Source organism: Glycomyces sp. YM15 (assembly GCF_016918015.1).
Classification (GTDB): Bacteria; Actinomycetota; Actinomycetes; order Mycobacteriales; family Micromonosporaceae; genus Glycomyces.
The window spans coordinates 119,845-142,439 of record NZ_JAERMK010000016.1 but is presented as its reverse complement, the minus strand read 5'-3'; the positions used below and the strand labels follow the sequence as shown (position 1 = coordinate 142,439).

The window sequence follows — 22,595 nt, the reverse complement described above, 5'->3', positions numbered from 1 at the left end:
TCCCAGCCCGAACGGGAGAAAAAGTGCAAGATCATCACTTGACGGTAAGGCGAGAAATGGTCTTATCCGACCATCAACACCCCCACGGCAGAGTGACACTGGGACACGCTCAACAAGCAGAACTAACCGACGACCGAGCCCGGAACACGAGTTCGTCGTATGAGGGCTCCCGCTTTTCGCCAGCTTGCGCAGCGGAGAGCTTCAACCATTCGTAGTACCGGTTGTCTTCGGCCAGTTCAGCTTCGATGGCGTTCCGGTATCGACGGCGCTGCTGCGCGACGGGAACGATGCGTTCGCGGCCGCTGTCGACCAAGGCCACGTCGACGACCGACCATCCGCCGTGGGCCAGGCGCGCAGTCGCGTCCCGGTCGCCGGCCTTGCGCGCCGACAGGAGCGCCCGGTTCTTGATCCGGGACCATCCGGCTCGGCCCGGTTCGATCGCCGCCGGGTCGTGTCCGCCCGAACATCGCTGGACGTCGCTGATGCGTTCGTGGGCGCAGGCCGCCACCACCTCGAGTGTGGCCCACAGCTTCCACGAGTACGGTTGCGACCGGGTGCGCACCGTCGCGGTGAACACGAAACCTGGCTGCATGCGCTCATGCCAATGCGAGCCGGTGTGGGAGAGCAGCAGGCTCGTTTTCGTGCCGTCGCTGAACGCGCGGACCGCTCGCGCGTCTGAAGACATCTCAAGGTATCGCTGCTCGGGGCTGCGGCTGACCGGATCAGGGACTGTGGAGGGTCTGAGATGGGTCATGCCGTCCATTTTCGCACTCGGAAGCCGCTTGGTCGACCGTCACGACCGGCGGCATCACAGCTCTATCAGCCGCTGGCGTACTCGTCGACGAACTTCAACACCGATGCCACGACCATGAGAGCGAACACCGCGTTGACCTTCGAATATTGGCGGGTCGAGACGGTGTGCGCGGACGCGTGCCGCGCAAACCGGTGCGGCACCGTGTCGCCGCGGTCAGGGAAGTAGTGCATGTAGGCGCACCAGACCGGCGCGAACGTGAGCCCGGCGTGGAACTGGTAGTCATCGAGGTCGAGACGCTCGCCGCTCTGATGAAATTTGTTCTCTTTGATCTTTTTGCGATCAGTGGGGTGCAGGTGCTGCGTCAACAACGTGTCGATGAGGTTGGCGGCGAGTGCTTGTGCGGCAGCAGTGTGACCCTCGCGAAGGGCGCGGATCGCGTCGTATGCGAACTGCCGCGCCTGGTGCAAGCTTTGGTGCTCCAACCCGTCGAGTATGGCGCTGCAGTCGGCGATGATGCCGCGGTACCGCTGCCCGATGATGCGCCGGCGGGCAGCTCCGTCCGGAGCGTCCACGAGTGCTTGCACGGTGTCTGGCCGCGGCACCCACATGAGCGGAATGCCTTCGTCAAGACAGATAGTTTCAACCAGTTCGATCGACAGGTTGTTGACGTTGGCCCAATTCTCGGGCCACAACTTCTTGCGCCACAGGTCGAGTGAGGCGAAGAAGCCATCCCACTGAGGGGCAATGACCGCCTGCAGTGCTCGAACGGATGTGTTGATCCGCTCCCATGTTTCAGTTTGCTTAGTAGCTTCGGCCAACGTGTCCGCGATACCGCGGTTGATCCACGTGAGGTCGGGTAGGTCGAACTTCGGAAGCTGGACTGCGTCCGCGACGGAGCGGATCTGCTTACCTATGTCTTCGTAGACACGCCCGGCGTTCAACAGCGGGTTCAGCCGAGTCGCGAAATCAATCGTTCGGACCAGGTCTGCTGCGGTTGCGGACACGGCGTCGCCGTCGAACTCGTCCCCTCCACCTTCTTCGGAGGAATCGGTCTCGTGCGTGTCGCTCATGGCGAAATTCTGGCACGGCGCCTCGGGGCGGCGTCGGCGCGACCGCGCTCGGCTCCTACGCAGGCAAAGTCATGACGACTGATCCAGACGGTGCTCAGGTGTCGGCGTGGCGTTCCTGCGTCAGCCGGTCGAGCGCGCGAGCGAGCGCCGGCATGGTGTCCGCCACCTCCCGCGTGTTGACCTCATGGCGGAGCGCGGAGCCTTCATGCATTGTCCACGCCATCACCACGGCGTCGACGGGATCGAGGTCGTCGAGGGCTCTGGCAGGGTCCTGATCGCTTTCACGGTCAGCGTCGCCGATACCAAAGGTCGCCTTGTCCATGATGCGGCGGTACAGCGGTGGCACGACCAGCAACAGTCCAAAGGTGAGAGCGGTGATCGGCCAGATGAGGACCAGGAACACGGCGGCGAGACCGGACTTGCGACGTACACGAGCCGGATCCCATTCGTCGCGCTTCCAACTCAACCGCAGGCTTTCCTGGCGCTCGTCCTCATAGATGCGGCGTGTGAGCGGCCTCCATGCCAGTGTCGCGACGGTGAGGTAGGCGGCAAGGATGAGGAGGGTGATGATCGTGGGGTTCATACCCTCGCACTGTACGCCGGGTTACATGTTCGCGACAGTGTGAGAGCGGTTCCCTTTTGTCTTGCTCACCCGATCGTGGAACGCCGGATGTCCGATCAGCGGACGCGAGCGAGCGCCATCCACAGCGCGTGCTCGCATGGATCGAACTCCATGTCTCTCGGAGCGAACCCGTACGCGGCGCACGCGGCGATCATGCCGTAGGCGACCTTCGACGCAAGGAGATGCGCCGCTTCTTCCTGCGCCGGCGACAGGTCGCGGCGCTGGCTCGCATTGAACCGCTTGTCAACTGCCTTCATGACCTGCGCCCACATGACAGGGTCTCGGACGGGTTCAGGCTGGTCGCCAGTCCACGTCAGCGGTTCCAGGCGCACCATTGGCTTACGCCGGACAGCGATCACAACGCTCTCGCCCCTCCCGGCGTTGGCAACGAGGCGCTCGAACCCCTTGCCGATCGCCGAGAAGTTGACCCGCTTTCCCGGCGTGTGCTCGTCAGCTGGCGCGATCACTGCGACCGCCCGTCGTGCGTACGTGCTCGTCAGTACGAATGTCTCGCCCGAGTGGACACGGTCGATCAGACCGGTCAGGTCGGTGACGACGTCGCGAATCTCAAGACGTTTCATGAACCTCATCCTTCCCTGCCTGACGCTCGCCGGTCAGGTGGCGATCCGCAGTAGCAGCGTGAACGAAGGCCCACATGCGCTCGAGGTCTCCCGGCGTCAGGCCATACTTCGACTTGGGTCGGATCTCAAGCCTCGGCCCGAACTCGGTCGCCTCGTCGGTGTTTCCGGCTTCCTCGTCGTCGCACCAGATGTACGGTCGCCCTGTCTCGGCAATCTCGGCGATCGCCGCATGCTTGACCGCAGGCACAGCAGCGGACGGCAGCAGCGTGTCGATGCCGCGCGGGAACACCGGCAGTCCGAGGAGGTCTTCGACAGCGCCGATTTCGGGGCCCCACGACGTGAGCCACACGATCTGCACACGCGGGTGCTGCGCCAGCGCTTTCAGCTCGTCTCGCAGGCCCGGTGACCACGTGATCAGATATTCGCCGACAGACGTGCGCACGTGTTTCTTCCGCGGCTTGTCTGGCCACTTCGGGCGGTCGCTGTTCACCACCCCGTCGAAGTCCAGCGCAAGGACCACACGGCCGCTGTCGTCGTTCAGGACGTCCTCGAGAGTCGGCAAGGGGTACCAGTCGTCGCCGGGGGCCATGGGTTCGTGCCTTTCATCTGACGGAGGAACAGGAGCGGGAACGTCGGGCTGGCCGTCTACCGAGCGGCCACAGGTTCGATCGCTGCAGTTACCAGCGGCGCCGCGACTTGGAGGAAGTCGCGGAATGCCGCTTGAATGAAGATGCGGTCGTGCCAGCCTGCAACATCAGCGCTGGTGCTGTCGATGTTGTACATGGACGGCACGAACAGGACCGGCAGGGGGTAGTGCGGCGCGGCCTCATCCTGCAGCGGCGGATGGAACACGTCAGGGGCGAGCTGTCCGGTCACCGGGGCTGGTGCGTCGTCGTAAAGGATGCTGAAGGCATCCCACGACTGCTCCGCGACGACCGCATGAGCTGTACCGCGGAGGTCGCGTGACATGGCCGCCACGACACGCAACTGCTCACGAATCACCGGGGCTTGCCCCGACCTGAGCCAGGTCGTGAACAGGTGCCGGTACACCTCCCAAGTGCCGCCAGTGTCCGGGGCGAACAGGAACGCGAAGTCGCTCAGGTCCGTCAGCGCCGCATCAGCGATCGGGTCGATGCCCGCTGGGACGTCCATGAGGATCACGTCCGGATAGCGCCCGGAGGCCGACTCGACCGCGGCCGCGCACGCGTTCAATGCGTTTGCTAGCTGAGCCGTGAGCGCCCCTTCATCAGGGTCGTCGGCAGCGAGCCTCGGCCCGGCGATTCCCCAAGCCGGAGCAACCCACACGCCGCCAGGCGCGCCCTCAGGCGCATACGAGCTCAAGGCGACCAGGTCGAGAGCGAACGCAGTCTCGTCGGGCGCGGCGAGCGCATCCACGACGCCGTGACGGGGCAAGCTAGCGCCTGAGCCGAGCATGATCGCCGCGCCCGGAGAACGAACGTCAAGGTCGACCAGGAGCACGTGATGGCCCTGCCCGGCCAAGTGACGGGCCAGCATGACGGCCGCGGTGGTACGCCCAGTGCCGCCGGAAGCGCTGTGGAGGACGCATCGTGCCGTGTAGGTGGCGGGTGTGGACATGAAAGGCCTCTCGCTCGTGTGCGGTTTGATTGCCGGACTACGTGCGGTTCCGCTGGTCCAGCGTCGGCAGGGCGTCAGCGACCTCGTTCGCTCGCGCTTCGAATGCGGCGGTGACGAGAGCCGGCCGGATCGCGGCCGCGATACCGTACGCGACGTCTTGCGCGTCATTGTCGGTAAAGAATGCTGAAAGGTGATCGGCCGCAGCCGCTTCGATCGCGGCCTGTTCAGCGGGCGTGAACTCGTAATCCATGAAGGCTCCTTGATGTCGATGGTGTGCGCTGACAGTGAGTGGGTTCAGTCGAGAGCGTATTCGCAGTAGCGGTTGAGCAGTTGCGCGCTGTTCTGCGGGACAGCCCAACGAACGGTGTCGCGGCGGATGAAGATCAGCAGTCCGAACGGCCGGTCCGGGATCGCCCGGAGATGGTCGGCCGTGTCGAGCAGCAGCACCCGAATCATGGTGTCCACGGCTTCGTCGCTGGCAGTGCCGATGAACGCCTCCAGGCCGCAGGCGACGAACACGCCCGTCCGGGTCTTCCCTGCCTCCCGGAGCACGTCGTACGGGTCGCTGCCTTCCGGCACCGTTTCGCCCAGTGCCGCGGTGAGCGCTCGAAGCCAGTGCCGACCCCATTCAAACTCCCAGTGCGGGCCTGCAACCTGGAGCGGTCCCTCAATCAGCGGCCACCCGGCGGCACCGGGAACGGCGTAAACGGGCGCGGACGCGCGACGCCCGCTCGGCAGCGCCCACGTGCCGGCCGCGGTGACATGCTGCGCCAGCGCGGCCGTGGCAGCAGAGTCGTCCCCGGCAACCAGTGCGATCGGCAGGCGGTCCTGGTTGTCGACGGCAAGACGGCTCAACGGGCCCGGCAAATCAAGCATGGCTTCCTTCATCATCAGGGGTTCCGCACTGGCACGGAGTGGAGGCGAGCGGCGGCGGTGGACACGAACTGTTTGATGCGTTCGAAGTCCGCGAGCGTCAGGCCATGTCGTGAACGCGGCCGGATGGTCAGCGAAGTGCCCGCGCTGGCGCCCTCGACCGCTTCCCTATCGTCGCACCACACGAACGGGATGCCCGTCGAAGCTACACGGTCGATGACCGCCCGTTTGGCCGCCGGCACTTCCTCATGCGGCAGTACGTTGTCGATCGCGCGCGGCTGGCGGGGCAAGCCGAACAGGTCCTCGATGCGGGTGATTTCCGGCCCCCACGACGTCGACCAGACCAGTTGCACGCGAGCGTCTTCGCTCAGGCGGTGCAGCTCATCGCGTAGACCCGATGCCCATACGACCGGGAACGTTCCGAACGAGGTCTGTACGTCGCGGCGTCGACACTCACCGGGCCACTGCGGGTCTGGTGCGCTCACCGTCCCGTGGAAGTCCAAGACGAGGATCACGGACGGGTGGGCGCCTGCCAGTACTTCGGCGAAGGAGACCACGGCTGCAGGGGTGTTCAAGTCAGCTCCAAAGTGATGGGGCGCGTGCCTGTAAGCGGTGGCCCGTCAACGTCTATATTGTCGTGTCGGCGTCGACCGCTTGCGGCAGGGAGACGTGTTTGTGCACGTCAGGGCGTGCATGTCGATGGTCTACAGTGTGTTCGCGAGCACCGGAAGCATGTCGGAGTACACCGGCGTGAAGTCGCCGACGATCTGGAAGCCGTCCATGAAGTAGAACGTGGAATGCCCGCATCCTCCATGGAAGGTATCGGGCACGTCCCGGGGAGCGAAGTCAACGCCTTCAGGCACGATGACGTGCAGCGAGTGTGCGCCGTACAAGGAGGGCACGTTCGTCGGTCGTTCCGCGAGCGTCCACCAGGACGGGTCGGCTTCACTCACTCGCAGGCCGCCGACTGCGCTTCCTCCGAGGCTGCCGTCGAGGCGCATGCCCGGGGTGTTGAATGACCGGTCGACCACACTACTTGGCTCGTGGCCCTGGCGGAGCCACCCGATCATCCACGCCGTGTACTCGATCAGTGTGGCGGGCAGGCAATGGGCCGTGAACGCAGCCCGGTGGGCTCGTTCGATCCGGCTCTCCGCTTCGTACTGGGCTTCGCGGGCCGCGTATTCGCGCTCGCGCGCGGACTGGCGATCCATGGCGCGCAAGAGACCGTCGAAACCGGTCGACTCAGGGGTGTAGCTCATGACGTGGTCTCCATGTCGGGTTCTACTGGTGCGGGGGACGAAATAGGCCTGAACTGGGGGGCCGTGCTACGGCTTTTGAGGGGGACTTTCTGGGTCGACGCGGTTCGCGTTGATGGCCGCGGTCAGTTCCGTGAGGTGGGCGCGCAGGTCCGCTTGTGCACGTTCAGCCGTCTCAAGCTGTGCCGCTTGGACGGCGTTCGCCGTTGTCAGGGACTGCGTCTCGGCCTCGGCAGCGGCAAGTTTCGCCTGCACGTCAGCGAGCGCGGCGGCGGACTCCCGTTGCGCCTGCGCTGCTTCGGATCGCACGCGTTCGGTCTCCTGCTGCAACTCAAGGGCATGCGCCGTTGCGTTCGTGAGCGCTTCCTGCAGTTCGTCATTGGCAGCTTTCACTGCGGTCAGCTTGACCTTGGCGACGTTTCGGTCGGTCTCAGCGGCGCTCGCGCGTTCCTCAGCGGCGATCTGCGCTTCGCGAGCGACTTCTAGAGCGGCAGCTGCGGCCTCGGCACGTTCGGTGGCAGCCGCGGCGGCCGCTTGGGCGTCGCCTGCGGCGCGCCAGGCGTCCTCAGCGCGCTGCTGCGCGGCAGCAACGTCGGCCTTCCGGCGGGCTTCTGCTTCTTCCATCGCTTGTACTGCGGCCGCGCGATCCTCCTCGGCTTGCCGCTGGCGGCGGATCGCCGTTGCGGTCGCCTCGCGGTCGCTCACGGCGGCGGCTTCGGCTTCCTGCATGCGCTGGGCAAACTCGGCGCGCTGCTGCTCGGTGTCAGCGGCGTAGGCGAGCGCAGTCGTCTCCACTTCGCCGAGCGCTGCCGCGTGGCCGTCGAGGGCGCTCTTGAACTCGCCGATGGCGGTGAGGACCGTCGTGGCGGCTGCAGTCACGGGCTCGCTGGCGGAACGGAACTCGTCAAGGACCGGTCCCATGCCGGTCGCGCGTTCTTCCGTGCGGGCCTTGCCCGCCGCGGCCCGGCACTCCTCGTGGTAGAGCCTCGGCCGCCCGGTCGTCTGCGGCGGGAGCGGCTTCTTGCACTGCTTGCAGAGCCTCGGGGGTTGCGTCGCGGTTTCAGTCACCACACCATCATAGCCTATTTATTAGTTTCCGAAAACTGAAACACAGTTCTAAATTTAGGAAAATCAAAACTATGTCTCGGTCGGGTACTCCTGATAATGACAGTTATCGAGGGGTAGAGTGAAGGCATGAGCAGCACTGACCTGGAGGCTTTCGAACGGCCCGGAAAAAAGAGGGGGGTCCCCGACCCGCTCGACGCCGCGGCCGCGGTCCTCCACCTGCCCGGCCGAGACGCCCTCGACCGCTGGAACGTCCTCGACACGACCGCCGCCTGGCTGCGATCCCTGCGGTCCGAACACACCCGCCGCGCCTACTACCGCGCCCTGAACGCCTGGCTCGAGCACTGCCGCGCCACCGGCATCGACCCCCGCGCCGCCCAGCGCCGCGACGTCGACCGCTGGCGGGCCACCATCGGCGGCTCGGCCGGGAACCGCAACAGCCACCTCGCGGCCATCTCCTCGTGGTACGGGTACCTCGCCGACCACGACCTGGCCGACCGCGACCCCGCCGCCCGCGTCAAACGCGAGGCCGTCAGTGATGAAGGCTCGACACCCGGCATGGACCGCAGCCAGATCGAAGACTTCGTCAACGCGGCCGCCGTCGCCCTCACCGGACCGCGGCACCTGCGCGACTTCGCGCTCCTCGCCACGTACCTCACGACCGCCTGCCGATCCTCCGAAGCGCTCCACGCGCGCATCAGCGACCTCGGACACGACACCGGCCACCGCGTCCTCACCGTCACCCGCAAGGGCGGCAAGGCCGTCAAGCTCGTCATCGTCCCCCGCGTCGGCGCCGCCATCGACGCCTGGCTCGAGGACTACGCCTTGCTACTTGGGTACGCCAGCGCGGCCGAACTTCCCGGCGACCTCCCCCTGTTCGGCACCTCCACTGGGAAGCCACTCGACCCGTCCGAGGTACGCAAGCTCGTCAAACGCGTCGCCGAAGCCGCCGGCATCGACGGCGCGAAACACCTGCGAACCCACTCGCTTCGCGTCGCGGCCACCGGGGAAGCGTTCGAGACTGGCGCGACCCTCGATCAGGTGCAGGACCTCCTCGGTCACGCCGACCCGCGCACCACCCGCCGGTACGACCGGCGCCGGAAGAACCTCGACCGGTCCCCGTCGTATCGGCTTGCTGAACTGCTGGCCGACATCAAGGAGGAGCCTGATCTCGGATAACGGAGCATGGTTTGCGATGCCGCTGTCGTCGGTACTGCCGATGTTGCCCAACAGGGGTGGCTAGACAACGACGTTGGAAACCTGCCGCGCCTTCGCCGGGTTCAAAGCGGCATCGTCGAAGTTCAGTTGGCCCTTGCCGCTCAAATGTCCTGCGCGGATTTCAGTCGCCACTCATTTAGGGTTGTCGAGTGAAGATAAAGGCGTGGCGCAACAACATTCGTGTCGTGTATGACCTAGAAGTTGAGGCTTGGGCCCAATACTTGGAACCGGGTGAACTCAGACGGTTGGACCTATCCGGGGATCCGAACGAGCCCGTCGAATACCTCATCACCCTGACCGTTGATGACGTGTGCACTCACTTTGACGCGGCCGAGATTGACACCTGCCCACGCCACGATCGTATTCCCGACCCTGGAGTATCGGAGCTGCTGGCGAATCGAGTCCGAACAGCATGGGGAAACAATGCGCCATCGGACATGCCAGAGCCAATGCCGAGGCATGGCTGGGTTGTAGCGATGGTTACGGACTCCGTAATCCGCATGGACACCTCACCGGGTGAGCCCATGCCAATCCACGCACCGAGATCGTCTCCATGACCTGATCCGGGAACCCCCGATCGGGGCGGACATCGGCCCAGCCGTTGCAGGCCGGTCAGTGGGGATGGGCGCAACTGAGTACAGGTACAGGTGCTCCGCGAGCGCCAGGGGAGGAAACCGTGAGCGAGTACAAGGTCACTGCAACACACCTGGTCGACGTGGGCCTGTGGGAGCTTGAGATCCTCGGTGTCGGCACCACGCAGGCCGAGGGCGCCGCTGAGGTCGAGCTCATGGTCCGCGACTACCTCGATTGCTTCGACATGGCCGACGCCTACACCGCCGGCATAGCAATCACCTGGCACCCCGACCCCGCGACCGTTACGGAGAACAAACACCACTAGGAGCTGATACGCTCGGAGGTGAAAGCCCCAGTAGTCCTCTGTCGTCAGGCATGACCTGGGGTTACGGTCTATCTGGGTAATGCTCGGCTCTGCTCGCTGGTCTGCGCGACGTGCCGAACATGCGTCCGGCAGGATGAGCGACATGCCAGTGAAGATGACCGTGATCCTTGAAGAGCCGGACGCCGCCGCTGTTCATGCCGTCGCGATTGAGGACGGGATCTCCGGCTCGGCACTCATAGCGCGAGCCGTTGACGATTACCTGATGCGTCGCGTAGTCGACCGCCTCAACGCCTTTGTGCGTGTTGCCGGTGCCGACGCGATCGCCGCTGAGCACCGGGCCGAAGACGTCGAGCCGACCCAAGTCGATTCCATAGAGGAACACACGTGAGCGACCATGATGCGCCCATGAACGATGCCGAGGACCACCAGGCGGACGCTGCAACTGTCCAACACGCGGCTGACGCTGCCGGTCTCACTGCCGCGTGGGACGCCGACCTGGACGCAATAAACAGGGGTACCGGGGCGGGCAATCCGTTCGCCGGCCTCGAGCAGGTCCTGGTCCGCCCGGACATCGCAGCCGCTGTCGACCGCGACTACCGGGCCTCGATCGGATCTGACGTGCCTGTTCCGGATACCGCGACGGAACGCTGACCAGCGGCGACAATCGCTCTGCGAACGGAAAAACCCTGCCAGTCCCGTGAGGGAGGGCAGGGAGCAATACCGGAACGCTACCGCACTCCCAGAGGAAACATAGCCGCGTACCCGCCCGCGCACGTTACGATCGGACCCGCACAACCCGGATGCGCCTCTGCGATGCACGCCGCCGGGGTTCTGCCTTGCCAAGTCCCCACTGCGGCGCTCGCTGCCCGTGAACAGCTACGTCACTGGTGCCGGACCGTAAGGTAGAAGCATGGACCCCACCGAGACTCACGACGACGAGCTCGACATGCGCGAGGCCACCGTCCGCTTGGACCAGACCATCACCCGCATGCAGAACGACGGGCGCCGCGTCTACCTCACTCGGGACGGCCGCCGCGTCGCGGCCCTCGTTCCCGTCGACGAGGCCGAACTGCTCGACCGACTCGAAGACCACTCCCTCGCGCGCAGCGCCGAATCAGCCAAGGCTGCTCAAGGCGACCGGCCCTGGACGACGTCCGAGCGGAGTTCACCGCTGAACACGGCGAAGCAATCTGAACGGACCAGAGCTACCAAAGGGTTCGCGCGACTTGGTTGTGAATGGCTTTGACGCCTTCGGCGTCCATGCTCCGCCGCTCAAGCTCGGTGATGTCCCTCGGGTTGGGGAGCTCCTGCACTCCGTCGTCGTAAGCCGTGACTGGCCGCCGGACCGACCCTGCGCGCGATCGGCGGAGCGCCCCCACTGGACTGACCGCGACCGGCGTGCGTCGGTTCGGCTCGGGCAGAACGTGAGCGCCTATGCTCGGCGGATGCGTCTACTCATCATCGGAGCCACCGGCTATCTGGGCCGGGAGATCCACCGCCAGGCCGAAGCGGCCGGGCACGAGGTCATCGGCACGAAGTTCTCCTCCAAGGGCGACGGCCTGCGCCAGCTCGACATCCGCGACTGGGAGGCCGTCGCCGAACTCGAGGACGACCGGATCGCCCCGGACGCGGTCATCAACGCCGCCTGCAACCAGAGCGACTGGGCGACCACCGCATTCGGCCCGGCCAACCTCGCCGCCTACACCAGTGCCATCGGCGCGCGCTTCGTACACATCAGCTCTGACGCGATCTTCAACGGCGACCTCGAGGTCTACGACGAGTCGAGCGCCCCGTCCCCGAACACGCCGTACGGGGCAGCGAAGGCCGCCGCCGAAGTCGCCGTCGCCGCCGGCCACCCCGAGGCGGTGATCGCCCGGACCTTCTGGATCCTCGGCGACGGCCGCTCCGGGTTCGAGTCCTTCGTGCGCGACCTCGCCCGCGGCGAGGCCGACGGCGTCCTGTTCGACGACGACGTCCGCTGCCCGGTCCACGTCGCCGACCTCGCCGCCGCAGTGCTGGAACTGTGCTCGACCGGCATCGTCGGCGTGCTCAACGTCGCCGGGTCGGACGCGGTCTCCCGCTACGAGCTGGGATGCCTGCTCGCCGAACGGGACGGCCTCGACCTGGGCAACCTGCCCAAAGCGTCGAAGTCGTCGTACGGGGCGAAGGGCATCACGGTGCGGCTGGACACGCGGCGGGCGAACGCACTGCTGGCCGCGAAGCTCAGGGGCGGCCGGGAGTTCGCGGCCAGCAACCCCACCTAGCGGCTGGTCGTGTAGTCGTACTTGGTGTGGGTGATGTGCCCGCGGTGGTAGCGGTCGTGCATCGGAATCCACAGTGCCAGCCGCGCCGCCTGCACCACCTGCGCAGCGCCCGTGGTGAACAGGTCGTCGTCGTCCGGGAAGGACCGCATCGTGGTGAAGTCGATCCCCGAGTCCAGCAGGGCGAGTGTCGCCCGTGTCTGGGCGTCGAGCAGCGCCAGGGCCGCATCGAGCGGCGGCGGCTCCGGCACGTCGATGCCGGGGTCGAGGGTGTGCAGCTCGCGGGGGAACCCGGACCCGAACTCGGCCTGCCAGGCGCCGTTGCGGACCAGGGCGGCGGCGTCCTCGCCGCCGAGGGCGGCCCGGACCAGGTAGTCGAACCGGGCCAGGTGGACCACGATGCGGCGGATCGAGATGCCGTGCGTCGAGCACGGCCGTCTCGGCGGTGGTGGTCTCCAGTTCGAGCGCGTCCAGCAGCGTGAACAGGACCGGCCGGTGGGACTTGAAGAAGGCCTAATCCAGACCCACTGGCCCGACCTGCTGCGCACCGCCATCTCCATCCGCGAAGGCCGCCTCTCCTCGGTCACTCTCCTACGGCGCCTGGGCGTCAACTCCCGTAAGAACCGCCTCTACCGGGCCTTCCGCGAACTCGGTCGCGTCATCCGCACCATCACGATCCTGCAGTTCCTGTCCGAACCCGAACTGCGCGAGCAGATCGACGTCATGACCAACAAGGTCGAGTCCTTCCACAACTTCAGCGACTGGCTGTCCTTCGGCGCCGATCTCATCGGCCATAACGACCCCGTCCAGCAGGAGAAGATCGTCAAGTTCAACGAGCTGCTGGCGAACATCGTCATCTACTCCAACGCCTGCGACATCACGGTCGCCGCGAACCAGCTCGCGGCCGAGGGCTACCCGGTCGACCCCGAAGACCTCGCCACCGTCTCGCCCTACATCACCGAGAACATCCGCCGATTCGGCGACTACGTCCTCGACCTCACCCCACCCGAGTCCGAGCCGGACACCCGCCTCGACCTCGTCCCCGGCGCACTGTTCCCGCCAAGCGCATAGCACACCTCACCAGAGGAAATGACCATCGGACAGATGGTCCATTAAGGAGCATGGCGGGTTTCAGGCGTATTCTGTTGGCCCCCGTACCAGAAGGCCTCCCGCGGCGAGGACGCGCTGCTGCTCGCGCGAGCCGCCCTCCACGGCGCCGGCGAGGCCATGACGCCGCTGGTGCGGATCCTGTTCGCTGAGCGGATCGCCTGGGCCGCGGCCCAGAACGGCGACGCCGAGACCTGCACGAGGTCGCTCGCCGCCGTCGACGACGCCTACGCCGATGTCGGCGCCGAACCCGAGCCGCACTGGGTCTACTGGCTCAACCGGGACGAGTCCGACGTCATGGCCGCCCGCTGCCACCTGCGCCTGGGCGACCCCGGCCGCGCCACCGCCCTGCTGCGCCCGGCCATCGACCGCTACCCCGCCGACCACAAGCGCGAGAAGGCCCTCTACCTGTCGTGGCTCGCCGAAGCCCACACCGTCCGCGGGGAACTCGACGCCGCCAGCACTGTCGTCGACGAGATCGAAGCGCTCGACGTGGACTCCGCCCGCCTGCGCACGCGCCTGAAGTCCCTCGCGTAACCCGCCCCGGACCTGGAGCACCTGCGTCGGCCGGTGCTTGGGTAGCTGTCATGAGCCGCAAACTGCTGAGCGACTCGGCTGAGGAACAGCGGAGCAGAAATTAGCGGTACACCGATCTGCGCGGCTCGAGTACTGCGGGTGTCGGCGGCGGGACCTACATTGGGACCGTGCGTATCTTCTTCTCTCGGGTCCGTCGCCGGGTCCCCCGGATCGTCCTGGCGTTCTTCGTTTTCAGTCTGGTCTGGGCGGGTGCGGCCATCGCTTTGGAACTAACCGGCGCGACCGCCTCTCCCGAGCCCTGGGAGCGGATCGCGGCGTTCGTCGCGGCCGCATTGACGGCTTCGGCCGGGCTCTGCCTGGTGATCGGGTTCTACCGCGAGTTCGGGTTGAAGGCCGGCGATGAGTGATCGGCCCCGGTTCGGGTACGGCCGCCGCGGCCGTCCCCTGTGGGATGAGCGGGCCTTCGTCGCCGAGCTGATCCGCCGCACGCTGCGCCGGGCCTGGTTTCGCGAGTGCGGGGAGTTCCGGCTCGGGTTCGCCGTAGAGGGCGGCCATGTCGGTGAGGACGGCAAGCCGATGCCGTTCAACGTCGTCTGCGCCGACGACAAGCGCACGCGCGACGGCATCATCGCCAAGTACGAACGGACCCTGGTCAAGGCCGGGTGGCGGATCGTCCCGAACGTCTACACCGGCGACGACGACATGCTGTGCGTGGACGCCACCTACGGTTTGAGCAACCCGCCCGCGTGGCTGGCCCGCTCGTGGGCGCGGCTGGGCAGTGCCGGGTACGTCACCAGCGACTCGAAACCCTGACCTGGAGCGGCTGTGTCGAAGCCCCGCAAGAAACCCGCCCGCGCAGGCGAACCCGCGCGCATCCGATCGGCCGCCCTGCGGCGAGGGATCAGCCTGGGGGACGGCTACCGGCTCCGGCTCGCCCGCCCCGGCGACCTCGACCGCGTCGCCGAGCTGTTCACCGAGATCGACCTGGAGCCCGACCCCGTGATCGTCCGCCTCATGGGCGCGGGCGACTTCGCCTCGACGGCGCTGCTCGGGCTCGACCAGGGCTACAAGGCGATGATGGGCCCCTTGGCCGCGGCCGCGACATCGGGCGCGCCCGACATGGGCCTGGACCGGCTGATCCTGCTCCTGGCCGCCTGCGACCGGGACGGTCGCGTCATCGCCGCGGCGCAGACGCTCCCGCCCGCGGGCGTGTTCGCCCAAGCCGCCGACATGGGCGCCGATGGACCGCGGGGCGCCGATGGACCGCGGGCGCTGTGGGCTGCAACGGTGGTGACCAAGCTGCAAGGCCTCGTCGTCGACGGCGAGGTCCGCGAGGCCGGGCTCGGATCGAAGATCCTGGACCAGACCCTGCGCCTCCACCGCCAGCTCGGCGCCCAGATCCTCTACGGCCAGTTCGACGAGGACCCTCGCCTGGAGCGGTTCTACACCGACCGCGGCTTCACCGTCGCCCCGGCCGGGCACGGCATCGACCTGGGCCCGGTGACGGGCCTGCGGGTCGCGGTCGGCGCGATCACTGGCGAGCGGCTCTTCGGGTGGTGGCAGCATCCGCCCGCGATGCGCTTCGAAGCCGTCAAGGACATCCCGCACCAGACGTTCGAGTCCGAGAAGGCCAAGGCAAAGGACGCCGAGCGGAGCGACCGTCGCCCCGGTCTGCTCCGGCGACTTCTCAAAAATGGTCGATTATGCGAAACCGCGGCCGCGGTGCGCCGACCCGATGTCCGCCCAGGCCACCGATTCTCAAAACACCTCGCACAACTCTGCTCTCACAAGGGTCGCGCTGATAGGGTTCTGCGAATGATGGATCCCGACGAGGCCGCCGCTGCGATCGAGCGACACGACTGCTCCTCATGCGACGCCCCTGCCGGATCGGCCTGCCGCACCCATTCGGGCTACGTGGCCGTCAAGTACCACACGCCCCGGTTCCTGCTCGTGGCGAAGCTCCGCACCGAACTCGAGGTGCGCACCCCCGCCAGCCGCGAACCCGGTACAGTGTGGAAGGCCAGCCCGGCGCCGATCCCCGCGCCGCGCACCGCCGAGCCCCGCATCGTGCGGGTGGGGTACGCCAGGACGTCAACGGTCCTTCAGGAGCTCCAGTCCCAACTCGACGCCCTCGCGGCCGCCGGATGCGCCAAGGTGTTCAGCGAGAAGATCTCCACCCGCGTCAAGACCCGCCCCCAGTTCAACGCCGCCCTCGCCTACGTCCAGGAGCTCAAGGAGATCCTCGGCGAGGACCAGCAGGTGCTGTTCACCGTCCACGAGCTCAAGCGCCTCGGGCGCGGCTCGGCCGAGCTGATCGCGACCGCCGCCGACCTCCGCGCCGCCGACATCGGCCTGGAGATGCTCACCGGCCCGCTCGCCGGCGTCTACAACCCCTCCGGCCACGGCGCAGCGCTGTTCGCGTTCTTCGCCGGCATGGCCGAGTCCGACCGGGAGTACATCCGCGAGAAGACCCTCGAAGGCCAAGAGGTCGCCCGCAAGGCCGGGCGCCGCGGCGGCCGACCCGCCGTCACCGACGACAACATGGCCGCCTACGCCAAATCCCTACGCGACCAAGGCGTTCCGGTCGCCGAGATCCGCACCCGGCTCATCATCCCCGCGGGCAAGAACAAGGGCAAGCACCCCTCGCTCGCCACCGTCTACCGCCTCCTCGAGGAGGCCGAACCCGTGGACTCCGAGGTCACGGCCGCCCAATCCTCCTTATTGCGGTTGGTGACACGTTTCTTACCGGTACCCCAACTGGCGGAGCCCGGAAGGCAAGCGGACTGGGACCTTCTCGACTTCCGGCACCCCCGCTACCGCGAAGTCTGGCGGGATCTGCGCGAAGCAGCCGAGACCACCAGTGCGGGACGAGCGGCCGCGGCCCTTGCTCTCAGCCTGGCCAGGTTCCGAGAGGGGCAGTTCAAGGCCATTGCGCCAGCACCGCCAGACGTCGAGGAAGACACCGACGCGGTATTCCCCGACCTGCCTGACGACCCAGGCCATCTCAACCGTCCTCACATTCGGTATGCGCTGCAGGGCTACCGGCGACGTCCGCCGCAGTACGTTGAGCAATTCCTGGACGACCGTGAGTTCCGGCGGTCCTTCCCCTCCTCGGTGGACGGCCTCATCGTGGTCGATGAGCGGTGACGCTCAGTCGGCCCACCGCTCGCTGGTCGCAAAGAGCGCTTGATGTGCCCGTGAATGATGGAGCGGGCCTCGAGGCCCGGCATCGTCGCCCCTGGTGCAGTGCCCCATGTGAGGCGCCGCCTCAACCGGACGCAGCGGCAGCCGCGTGTTGCCCGGTGCGTTTCTTGTAGACGAGGGCGTGGTTGACCGTCAGCCGGATCGGGGCGTCTCGGTCGCCTTCGGTGATCTGCGGGTACTCGATCTGCTCGTGGACCGCCCGCACCAGGGTGTATAGGTCGGCGTCGCATTCGGAGCACACCTGGGCCGTGAACTCCTCCCACCCGTACAGCAGGAGCAGGTCGTCGCCGCCGCACGTTTCGCACGCCGAGCCCGACTGGGTGAGGACGCGCCAGCCGGCGGCGAAAGCGAGCAGCTTACGCGCCTGGGCGATGTCGGTCCGGGACACCCACACCACTGGCGTTGTGTTCCAGCCTTCTGAGCGGGTGTGCTCACGGAACGGACCACCGAGGGCTACCGGGAGCAGGTCGCCATCGAGGACGCCCTTGAGGACCGACCGCAGCGACCGGGTGCCGTAGAAGCCGAAGACGATCTGCGCCCGTTCGTGCTCGGCGGCGGGGAACGGCATCGGCTTGCAGGGCCAGACCATCGTGGGCACTTCGGTGAGTGCGGCCAGGTGCGGCCACGTCCACCAGGGCATCTCCTGGTTCCTCAGTGGGGCTGAGTGTCCTGGCAGCGGCGTGAAGGCGCGCGGTTCGATCGTTTCCACGTCGACCGCGGCGATGCCCCGTAGTGGGGCCCGCATGAGCTCGCGCACGCCGTCGGCGACGGTCTTCCCGAAGTGCTTGCCCGGCTGGATGAGGATCGAGGGGACCGTCCCGAACCAGGTCGCGGCCCGGTTGTCGGTCACCCAGCACACGTCCACGCCCGCGTCCGCGTACCGTGCCGTGCGGTCGCTGATCTCGGCGATCGACGCGGGCGAGAGCTGCACTTCGAAGGCGATGCGGCGCCCGTTTGTGCCTTCGGCCAGCACGTCGGCCCGCCAGTCCTTCCCGGAATGCTCAACGTCAGCGGTCCACTCGGGAAACTCTCGGATCCGCCGGGCCAGTTCGTGCTTGAGGAAGAAGTGCTCCTCGGACTCAGACTTGCGCAGCCAGCAGTCGGGCGCGGCCTGCTCGGCCGCGAGGTGCTTGAAGAAGCGCTTGCGCCAGCGGTTGTTCAGGTTCTGCACCGCCGTCATGGGTGCTCGGCAGGTGCGGCAGGTCAGCGGCGGTTTCGCCCGGTGCACTTGCGGCCACCACGTGGGGACGTCGTCGAGCTCGAAGTCGGTCAGGTCGAGCAGGCCGAGGTCGGTGTGATTCGCGGTCGATGCCATCGAGGGGTCCTTCCGCGTGCGGGAGTAGTGGACGCTGTCAGAATCGACCCTGTATGGCCCGAGCGCAACCGCCATCCCGGTCGGTTCAGAAGGCCCGTCCGCACGCGGAGGCGTTGTAGCGCAGCGGGTTCCTCGCAGTGCTTAGCGGCTGGACCGCTCCGCGAGCTTCGTACGGTCACCGCCGCAGCAAGTCGAAACCCGGTCCGGTGCCCGCAGATCGGACGCCCTTAGGGTAAGAAGCGATTCCAAGTAACGGCCACCACTAGCTTGAATCAGGCCCCGATCAACGCCGCCGACTGGAGACATCATGACCGAGCTGCACGTGTTCAAAGTGGGGGAGCCCTTCGCCGCCGGCAAGACCCGGTGGCCCGAAGGCCCACGTTTGAGCATCACCCCGAGCGGCGCCCACCTGACCTTGTTCTTCGACCGTCCCGACACGGCCGAGGTCAAGGCAGTCCGCCGTGCACCTGCCCGGTTCGCTTGGATCCGCGGCGAACAGGGAGCCGTGCTGGCCTTCAACTTCATCGACACGAAGTCGGGCGCTGGCGTGCCGTGGTCAGACGCCCCGTACCACCATGCGCTGCAACCTGACGGACGCCGAGACCTTCCGGGTGATCCTGGAACTGGCATGTTCTGCACGATCATGCTCATCGACGCGTCCACCGGCATCATCAAAGCGATCCGCGGAGTCTCGTGGCCCGCCGCGGCCGCTGACGCCGTCCGTGACACCTTCGCGGCCCAACTCGAAACCGGGTATCACGAGCAGGCATTCAACACGTTCGTCGACCGTCTCTACGCCCGGTACCCGGACACCGGGAAGCTCGTGTCCGACCGAGCGGACGTCACCTGGACCAACGTCGACACGCGGCCTGGCGCCGGTCCCATGGCCGTACCTCCGCTGTAGACCCCTGCATGGAATCGATCGTGGACGGTAGTGAACCGACGACGTCGATTGACGCGTGCGACGACGAAGCCTCGCTCGTCTACCTGGCGAGCCATGCCGTGATCGAGTTCCACATTCGCCCGACGACCGTCGACAAGATCGACTTCCCCGACCGGATCGTGGTCGACCTCGACCCTCCCGAAGGCGTCCCCATCGCTGAGCTTCGGCGCATAGCACGCTTGACTCGCGAGGTCTACACCGCGATCGGCCTCAAGCCGTACCTGCAGACCACTGGCGGCCGCGGGTTCCACATCGTCGCCCCGCTCGACCGGACCGCAGGCTTCCGTCTCGTCCGCGTCCTCGCTGGCGACATCGTTGCGCTCATGGCCGCGAGCGAACCGGACCTGCTCACCGTCCAGCAGCGCATCGCTAAACGCGGTGGCCGCATCTTCCTCGACGTGAACCGCAACGGCCGCGGGCAGACGTTCGTCGCCCCGTACTCGCTGCGCACACGCCCCGGCGCGGGCGTTGCCACGCCGATCGACTGGTCCGAGCTCGCCCGCGCCACACCAGGCGGATACACGATCGCTTCCACGCCCCGGCGTTTGGCGCGCAAGAGCGACCCGTGGGCGGGCATGGACGAGCACGCGGCCGCGCCGGGTGAGGCCCGCGAGCGTCTGGACGCGATCCTGGCCGAGGTCATGCCGCGGGGTCAGCGGCCTTGACCGGCCACCACCGACGTCACCCTCGATACGCCCACCATGGACTGTCGGGTGGACGTGGCAGCGGCACGCTTCGGCGTAGCAGTTCCGCGTCGAGCGGGGCAAGCAAGCGCCGCAGCTCTTGAGCGGGTCGCTTCGGCAGCCGATGCAAGGCAAGCTCGAGCGTTTCTCGGCCCGGCTGTGGCGGGCAGTAGTCGCAGCAGTATTCGCCGGTCCAGGGGCCGCCGGTCCGTATTCGGCGCGCGGGGCCGTGGACGGTGCGCTTCCAGCGGAGGAACGCGGCGGCGATATCGCCGGGCGTCAGGCTGGCGTTGCCTTTTTCAAGTCGCACGATCGCGGCTTGGAGGGCGCCTGAAGCGCCAGGGATGCGGGGGATGGGTCGCCTCCTCCACCAGGAAGGGAGGTAGCGGTCCTGTTGTGCGCGTAGACGCGCGGGCGGCCTACGCGGCATCGCCCTTTCGGTTCATCGTCACGCCACCCATTATCCTTCGTCGTCAAGCGGCTTTTCCTCGTCGCCCTTGGTCTTCATCCTTGACTTGATGTCATCCGAAAGGACCCGGCGGGCGTCCTCTGTCTCGGCTGACACGGAATCCTGCACCTCGTCGAACGTGCGTTTCGCGGCCTGGTCGTCCACGTGCTCGGCAAGGTCATTGCTTGCTTCCGGCTCGTCCGGGAAATCTGAGCGAAGGTTCGTCATGGCATGCACTCCATTAGTGGTGGGTGCCGATCGACATCCGGCATCCTCGTTACCGGGTCACGAGTCCGAACGCTTCGGTGCCGCAGCTTTCGCCGTCTTCTTCGCGCTCTTCTTCCGGACGGCTTTCTTCGCGGCCTTCTTCACGGTCGCCTTCCGCGCCGTGGCCGGCGGCAGCCGGTCCGGGGCGGCCTGCTCGACGGACTTCCGAAGCGCGTCCATGATGTCGACGACTTCGGCTTTCTTCTCCGCCGGAGCTTTGGGCGCTTCTCGCCCTTGGCTTTTCGCTGCGATGAGTTCGTTCAGCGCTCGCTGGTAGTCGTCCTGGTACTGCTCCGGGTTCCACGTGTCGGTGGTGCGCGCGTCAATGAGGAGACGCGCCAGCTCCATTTCCTTCGGGTCGACGGCTCCACCGGTGCCTTCGACTTCGGCATTGCGGATTTCATCGGCCCACAGGAGCGTGTCGAGCACGAGGACCTGCTCGTACGGCCTGATGACGGCGAGGGTCTCACGCGCTCGGAGCGTGAACATGGCGAGCGCAACGCGGCCTTTCTCGACCATTGCGTCCCGCAGGACGATGAACGAGTTTGTCGCGTTCGTGCCGGGGCCGAGGTAGTAGGGCTTCTCGTAGTGAATCGGATCGATCTGGGCGGGGTCAATGAACCCGACCACTTCGATCGTTTTCGACGAGGGCGCCGGCAGGGACTCGAAGTCCTTGTTCTCGAGCAGGACGATGTCGCCGTCGTCGGTCTCGTAGCCTTTGCGGATCTGGTCGGCGTCGACTGGTTCGTCCTCGATCTCGCAGACCTTCTCATACCGGATGCGGCCGCCGTCGGAGGCGTGGAACTGGTTCAGGGTGCGGTCGTGGCTGCCCGTCGCGGAGTACACCTTCACTGGAACGCGCACCAGGCCGACTTCCAGCGTGGTGTTCAGAATCGAGCGCGGCATGCACTCAGGATGACATCGTGAACGGTGAGACAGGCGTGAAAGATGAGATTTCATCACGCCCTGCCATACGATCGAAGCGTGTCTGACCTACCTGCACCAATGCTCCCCATGGAAGGGAAACTGCCGATCGGCCCAGGTTGGTCATACGAGGCGAAATGGGACGGCATTCGCGTCATTGTCGGAACCGACGACCGCCAGTTCCGTCTCGTCACCCGCGGCGGTCGCGACATCGCCGACCGGTTCCCCGAACTGGCCGCGATCACCGCAGTCAGCAGCGTCGTTCTCGACGGCGAGCTGATGGTGTTCACCGGCGACAAGCCTGACTTCGGCGCCGTGCTCTCGCGCATGGGCGGGGCCAAACGCAACGCTCGCGCGGCTGCCGAACGCAGCCCGGCGACGGTCATCGTGTTTGACCTGCTCGCGCAAAGCGGTGAGGACCTGCGGGCGCGGCCGTACCAGGAGCGCCGCACGGCGCTGGAAGCCCTAACACTGCCTGACGGATGGATCGTCCCCCCGGTTTCGCGCGACGCGGCCGCGATGGTGGCCGCCAGCGCCACGCACGGCCTCGAGGGAGTGGTGGCGAAGCGCCGCGATAGCAAGTACATTTCTGGGCGTCGTTCCCGGGCTTGGGTGAAGATGCGGCATAAGACGGCAATCGACGCGCTGGTGATCGGGTGGGCATCCAGATCCAAAGGCGGGGTCTCGCTGCTGCTCGGTGAGGAAACACCAGACGGTCTCGTGTATCTGGGCAGATGCCAAACGTCCGCGGATGTCAGCGCGACTCTAGCGTCGCTTGAGGTCAGCGAGCCCGCGGCAGCAGTCCCCCATGCTCGCGGCGGTGTCCACTGGGTTCGGCCTGAACTGGCTGTTGAAGTGACCGCGCCGTCGCGGACCCCTGACGGGCGGCTGCGGCACGCGAAGCTTCTCAGAGTCCGGCTGGACTCGCTCGAGTAGGCGGATCCGCTGCGAGACACCCTGAGTCGCTACAGGT

At 66.7% G+C, this 22,595-nt stretch carries 29 protein-coding genes; 14 read left to right on the top strand and 15 right to left on the bottom strand.

Annotated features, from left to right (window positions below):
* Positions 1–109: 109 nt before the first annotated feature.
* The 11 genes from JHY01_RS18220 to JHY01_RS18170 all read right to left on the bottom strand — a co-directional run bounded on the left by JHY01_RS18220 (position 110) and on the right by JHY01_RS18170 (position 7,631).
* Positions 110–754, bottom strand: coding sequence for a hypothetical protein (locus JHY01_RS18220; RefSeq protein WP_205327095.1), 645 nt, complete (start codon positions 752–754; stop codon positions 110–112).
* Positions 755–819: 65 nt separating this feature from the next.
* Positions 820–1,824 (bottom strand): hypothetical protein, encoded by a 1,005-nt coding sequence (locus tag JHY01_RS18215; RefSeq protein ID WP_205327094.1) that lies wholly within the window; start codon positions 1,822–1,824, stop codon positions 820–822.
* A gap of 94 nt (positions 1,825–1,918) precedes the next feature.
* Positions 1,919–2,407, bottom strand: coding sequence for a hypothetical protein (locus JHY01_RS18210; protein WP_205327093.1), 489 nt, complete (start codon positions 2,405–2,407; stop codon positions 1,919–1,921).
* A gap of 95 nt (positions 2,408–2,502) precedes the next feature.
* Positions 2,503–3,027 (bottom strand): hypothetical protein, encoded by a 525-nt coding sequence (locus JHY01_RS18205; protein WP_205327092.1) that lies wholly within the window; start codon positions 3,025–3,027, stop codon positions 2,503–2,505.
* Positions 3,014–3,616, bottom strand: coding sequence for an HAD domain-containing protein (locus JHY01_RS18200; protein ID WP_205327091.1), 603 nt, complete (start codon positions 3,614–3,616; stop codon positions 3,014–3,016). The genes JHY01_RS18205 and JHY01_RS18200 overlap by 14 nt, the downstream gene beginning before the upstream one ends.
* A gap of 56 nt (positions 3,617–3,672) precedes the next feature.
* Positions 3,673–4,623, bottom strand: a complete 951-nt coding sequence (locus JHY01_RS18195; RefSeq protein ID WP_275889816.1) for a KGGVGR-motif variant AAA ATPase — start codon at positions 4,621–4,623, stop codon at positions 3,673–3,675.
* Between the two features lie 37 nt (positions 4,624–4,660).
* On the bottom strand, positions 4,661–4,873 hold the full coding sequence (locus tag JHY01_RS18190) for a hypothetical protein (protein WP_205327089.1): 213 nt from the start codon (positions 4,871–4,873) through the stop codon (positions 4,661–4,663).
* A 44-nt stretch (positions 4,874–4,917) separates the two neighbouring features.
* Positions 4,918–5,514, bottom strand: a complete 597-nt coding sequence (locus tag JHY01_RS18185; RefSeq protein WP_205327088.1) for a hypothetical protein — start codon at positions 5,512–5,514, stop codon at positions 4,918–4,920.
* Positions 5,514–6,053, bottom strand: a complete 540-nt coding sequence (locus tag JHY01_RS18180) for an HAD domain-containing protein (RefSeq protein ID WP_205327087.1) — start codon at positions 6,051–6,053, stop codon at positions 5,514–5,516. Before JHY01_RS18180 ends, JHY01_RS18185 begins: the two co-directional genes overlap by 1 nt.
* Positions 6,054–6,200: 147 nt before the next feature.
* Positions 6,201–6,755 (bottom strand): hypothetical protein, encoded by a 555-nt coding sequence (locus tag JHY01_RS18175; protein ID WP_205327086.1) that lies wholly within the window; start codon positions 6,753–6,755, stop codon positions 6,201–6,203.
* 66 nt (positions 6,756–6,821) lie between these two features.
* Positions 6,822–7,631: a hypothetical protein gene (locus tag JHY01_RS18170; protein WP_205327085.1), complete on the bottom strand. Its 810-nt coding sequence runs from the start codon at positions 7,629–7,631 to the stop codon at positions 6,822–6,824.
* Between the two features lie 315 nt (positions 7,632–7,946).
* On the opposite strand from JHY01_RS18170, the gene JHY01_RS18165 reads away from it, so the two are divergent.
* From JHY01_RS18165 to JHY01_RS18140, 6 genes are all read left to right on the top strand, one after another.
* The gene (locus JHY01_RS18165; RefSeq protein WP_205327084.1) at positions 7,947–8,996 is read left to right on the top strand and encodes a tyrosine-type recombinase/integrase; all 1,050 of its coding nucleotides are present in this window, start codon (positions 7,947–7,949) and stop codon (positions 8,994–8,996) included.
* Positions 8,997–9,711: 715 nt separating this feature from the next.
* Entirely contained in the window at positions 9,712–9,933 is a 222-nt protein-coding gene (locus tag JHY01_RS18160) for a hypothetical protein (RefSeq protein ID WP_205327083.1), read from the top strand.
* Positions 9,934–10,075: 142 nt separating this feature from the next.
* Complete coding sequence (locus tag JHY01_RS18155; protein ID WP_205327082.1) at positions 10,076–10,321, top strand: hypothetical protein; 246 nt, start codon at positions 10,076–10,078, stop codon at positions 10,319–10,321.
* Positions 10,322–10,338: 17 nt separating this feature from the next.
* The gene (locus JHY01_RS18150; RefSeq protein WP_205327081.1) at positions 10,339–10,584 is read left to right on the top strand and encodes a hypothetical protein; all 246 of its coding nucleotides are present in this window, start codon (positions 10,339–10,341) and stop codon (positions 10,582–10,584) included.
* Between the two features lie 259 nt (positions 10,585–10,843).
* Positions 10,844–11,179 carry a type II toxin-antitoxin system Phd/YefM family antitoxin gene (locus JHY01_RS18145; protein WP_205327080.1) on the top strand — a complete coding sequence of 112 codons (336 nt, stop codon included), beginning with the start codon at positions 10,844–10,846 and terminating at the stop codon, positions 11,177–11,179.
* Between the two features lie 199 nt (positions 11,180–11,378).
* Complete coding sequence (locus tag JHY01_RS18140; protein ID WP_205327079.1) at positions 11,379–12,197, top strand: sugar nucleotide-binding protein; 819 nt, start codon at positions 11,379–11,381, stop codon at positions 12,195–12,197.
* On the opposite strand, the gene JHY01_RS18135 is transcribed toward JHY01_RS18140, so the two are convergent.
* A complete protein-coding gene (locus JHY01_RS18135; protein WP_374199545.1) occupies positions 12,194–12,595 on the bottom strand; it encodes a DinB family protein in 402 nt (133 codons plus the stop codon). The genes JHY01_RS18140 and JHY01_RS18135 overlap by 4 nt on opposite strands.
* Here JHY01_RS18135 and JHY01_RS18130 point away from each other — a divergent pair.
* The 5 genes from JHY01_RS18130 (at position 12,594) to JHY01_RS27830 (ending at position 16,985) form a co-directional block, all read left to right on the top strand.
* Complete coding sequence (locus tag JHY01_RS18130) at positions 12,594–13,265, top strand: Tn3 family transposase (protein WP_205327077.1); 672 nt, start codon at positions 12,594–12,596, stop codon at positions 13,263–13,265. The genes JHY01_RS18135 and JHY01_RS18130 overlap by 2 nt on opposite strands.
* Positions 13,266–13,421: 156 nt before the next feature.
* Positions 13,422–13,838 (top strand): tetratricopeptide repeat protein, encoded by a 417-nt coding sequence (locus JHY01_RS18125; protein WP_205327076.1) that lies wholly within the window; start codon positions 13,422–13,424, stop codon positions 13,836–13,838.
* Positions 13,839–14,005: 167 nt separating this feature from the next.
* Positions 14,006–14,245, top strand: a complete 240-nt coding sequence (locus tag JHY01_RS18120) for a hypothetical protein (RefSeq protein ID WP_205327075.1) — start codon at positions 14,006–14,008, stop codon at positions 14,243–14,245.
* Complete coding sequence (locus JHY01_RS18115; RefSeq protein ID WP_205327074.1) at positions 14,238–14,651, top strand: hypothetical protein; 414 nt, start codon at positions 14,238–14,240, stop codon at positions 14,649–14,651. The genes JHY01_RS18120 and JHY01_RS18115 overlap by 8 nt, the downstream gene beginning before the upstream one ends.
* A 12-nt stretch (positions 14,652–14,663) precedes the next feature.
* The gene (locus JHY01_RS27830) at positions 14,664–16,985 is read left to right on the top strand and encodes a recombinase family protein (RefSeq protein WP_205327073.1); all 2,322 of its coding nucleotides are present in this window, start codon (positions 14,664–14,666) and stop codon (positions 16,983–16,985) included.
* A gap of 121 nt (positions 16,986–17,106) precedes the next feature.
* Here the strand turns inward: JHY01_RS27830 and JHY01_RS18105 are convergent, their stop codons facing one another.
* A complete protein-coding gene (locus tag JHY01_RS18105; protein WP_205327072.1) occupies positions 17,107–18,357 on the bottom strand; it encodes a hypothetical protein in 1,251 nt (416 codons plus the stop codon).
* Positions 18,358–18,664: 307 nt separating this feature from the next.
* On the opposite strand from JHY01_RS18105, the gene JHY01_RS18100 reads away from it, so the two are divergent.
* Positions 18,665–19,261, top strand: coding sequence for a hypothetical protein (locus tag JHY01_RS18100; protein WP_205327071.1), 597 nt, complete (start codon positions 18,665–18,667; stop codon positions 19,259–19,261).
* Between the two features lie 20 nt (positions 19,262–19,281).
* On the top strand, positions 19,282–19,965 hold the full coding sequence (locus tag JHY01_RS18095; protein ID WP_205327070.1) for an ATP-dependent DNA ligase: 684 nt from the start codon (positions 19,282–19,284) through the stop codon (positions 19,963–19,965).
* Between the two features lie 478 nt (positions 19,966–20,443).
* Here the strand turns inward: JHY01_RS18095 and JHY01_RS18090 are convergent, their stop codons facing one another.
* Both JHY01_RS18090 and JHY01_RS18085 read right to left on the bottom strand, forming a co-directional pair.
* Positions 20,444–20,659: a hypothetical protein gene (locus JHY01_RS18090; protein WP_205327069.1), complete on the bottom strand. Its 216-nt coding sequence runs from the start codon at positions 20,657–20,659 to the stop codon at positions 20,444–20,446.
* Between the two features lie 57 nt (positions 20,660–20,716).
* Positions 20,717–21,604 carry a Ku protein gene (locus JHY01_RS18085; protein ID WP_205327068.1) on the bottom strand — a complete coding sequence of 296 codons (888 nt, stop codon included), beginning with the start codon at positions 21,602–21,604 and terminating at the stop codon, positions 20,717–20,719.
* Positions 21,605–21,712: 108 nt separating this feature from the next.
* Between JHY01_RS18085 and JHY01_RS18080 the strand changes: the two genes are divergently transcribed.
* Positions 21,713–22,558, top strand: a complete 846-nt coding sequence (locus JHY01_RS18080; protein ID WP_205327067.1) for a hypothetical protein — start codon at positions 21,713–21,715, stop codon at positions 22,556–22,558.
* Positions 22,559–22,595 lie beyond the last annotated feature (37 nt).

What these genes read in the sequence shown, in the direction of transcription:
- JHY01_RS18185 (WP_205327088.1), bottom strand. Translation starts at nt 5,514, where the DNA reads ATGATGAAGGAAGCCATGCTTGATTTGCCGGGCCCGTTGAGCCGTCTT.
- JHY01_RS18145 (WP_205327080.1), top strand. Translation starts at nt 10,844, where the DNA reads ATGGACCCCACCGAGACTCACGACGACGAGCTCGACATGCGCGAGGCC.
- JHY01_RS18200 (WP_205327091.1), bottom strand. Translation starts at nt 3,616, where the DNA reads ATGGCCCCCGGCGACGACTGGTACCCCTTGCCGACTCTCGAGGACGTC.
- JHY01_RS18085 (WP_205327068.1), bottom strand. Translation starts at nt 21,604, where the DNA reads ATGCCGCGCTCGATTCTGAACACCACGCTGGAAGTCGGCCTGGTGCGC.
- JHY01_RS18130 (WP_205327077.1), top strand. Translation starts at nt 12,594, where the DNA reads ATGCGGCGGATCGAGATGCCGTGCGTCGAGCACGGCCGTCTCGGCGGT.
- JHY01_RS18155 (WP_205327082.1), top strand. Translation starts at nt 10,076, where the DNA reads ATGCCAGTGAAGATGACCGTGATCCTTGAAGAGCCGGACGCCGCCGCT.
- JHY01_RS18220 (WP_205327095.1), bottom strand. Translation starts at nt 754, where the DNA reads ATGACCCATCTCAGACCCTCCACAGTCCCTGATCCGGTCAGCCGCAGC.
- JHY01_RS18090 (WP_205327069.1), bottom strand. Translation starts at nt 20,659, where the DNA reads ATGACGAACCTTCGCTCAGATTTCCCGGACGAGCCGGAAGCAAGCAAT.
- JHY01_RS18205 (WP_205327092.1), bottom strand. Translation starts at nt 3,027, where the DNA reads ATGAAACGTCTTGAGATTCGCGACGTCGTCACCGACCTGACCGGTCTG.
- JHY01_RS18105 (WP_205327072.1), bottom strand. Translation starts at nt 18,357, where the DNA reads ATGGCATCGACCGCGAATCACACCGACCTCGGCCTGCTCGACCTGACC.
- JHY01_RS18100 (WP_205327071.1), top strand. Translation starts at nt 18,665, where the DNA reads ATGACCGAGCTGCACGTGTTCAAAGTGGGGGAGCCCTTCGCCGCCGGC.
- JHY01_RS18195 (WP_275889816.1), bottom strand. Translation starts at nt 4,623, where the DNA reads ATGTCCACACCCGCCACCTACACGGCACGATGCGTCCTCCACAGCGCT.
- JHY01_RS18175 (WP_205327086.1), bottom strand. Translation starts at nt 6,755, where the DNA reads ATGAGCTACACCCCTGAGTCGACCGGTTTCGACGGTCTCTTGCGCGCC.
- JHY01_RS18115 (WP_205327074.1), top strand. Translation starts at nt 14,238, where the DNA reads ATGAGTGATCGGCCCCGGTTCGGGTACGGCCGCCGCGGCCGTCCCCTG.
- JHY01_RS18140 (WP_205327079.1), top strand. Translation starts at nt 11,379, where the DNA reads ATGCGTCTACTCATCATCGGAGCCACCGGCTATCTGGGCCGGGAGATC.
- JHY01_RS18080 (WP_205327067.1), top strand. Translation starts at nt 21,713, where the DNA reads ATGGAAGGGAAACTGCCGATCGGCCCAGGTTGGTCATACGAGGCGAAA.
- JHY01_RS18190 (WP_205327089.1), bottom strand. Translation starts at nt 4,873, where the DNA reads ATGGATTACGAGTTCACGCCCGCTGAACAGGCCGCGATCGAAGCGGCT.
- JHY01_RS18210 (WP_205327093.1), bottom strand. Translation starts at nt 2,407, where the DNA reads ATGAACCCCACGATCATCACCCTCCTCATCCTTGCCGCCTACCTCACC.
- JHY01_RS18150 (WP_205327081.1), top strand. Translation starts at nt 10,339, where the DNA reads ATGAACGATGCCGAGGACCACCAGGCGGACGCTGCAACTGTCCAACAC.
- JHY01_RS18125 (WP_205327076.1), top strand. Translation starts at nt 13,422, where the DNA reads ATGACGCCGCTGGTGCGGATCCTGTTCGCTGAGCGGATCGCCTGGGCC.
- JHY01_RS18165 (WP_205327084.1), top strand. Translation starts at nt 7,947, where the DNA reads ATGAGCAGCACTGACCTGGAGGCTTTCGAACGGCCCGGAAAAAAGAGG.
- JHY01_RS18215 (WP_205327094.1), bottom strand. Translation starts at nt 1,824, where the DNA reads ATGAGCGACACGCACGAGACCGATTCCTCCGAAGAAGGTGGAGGGGAC.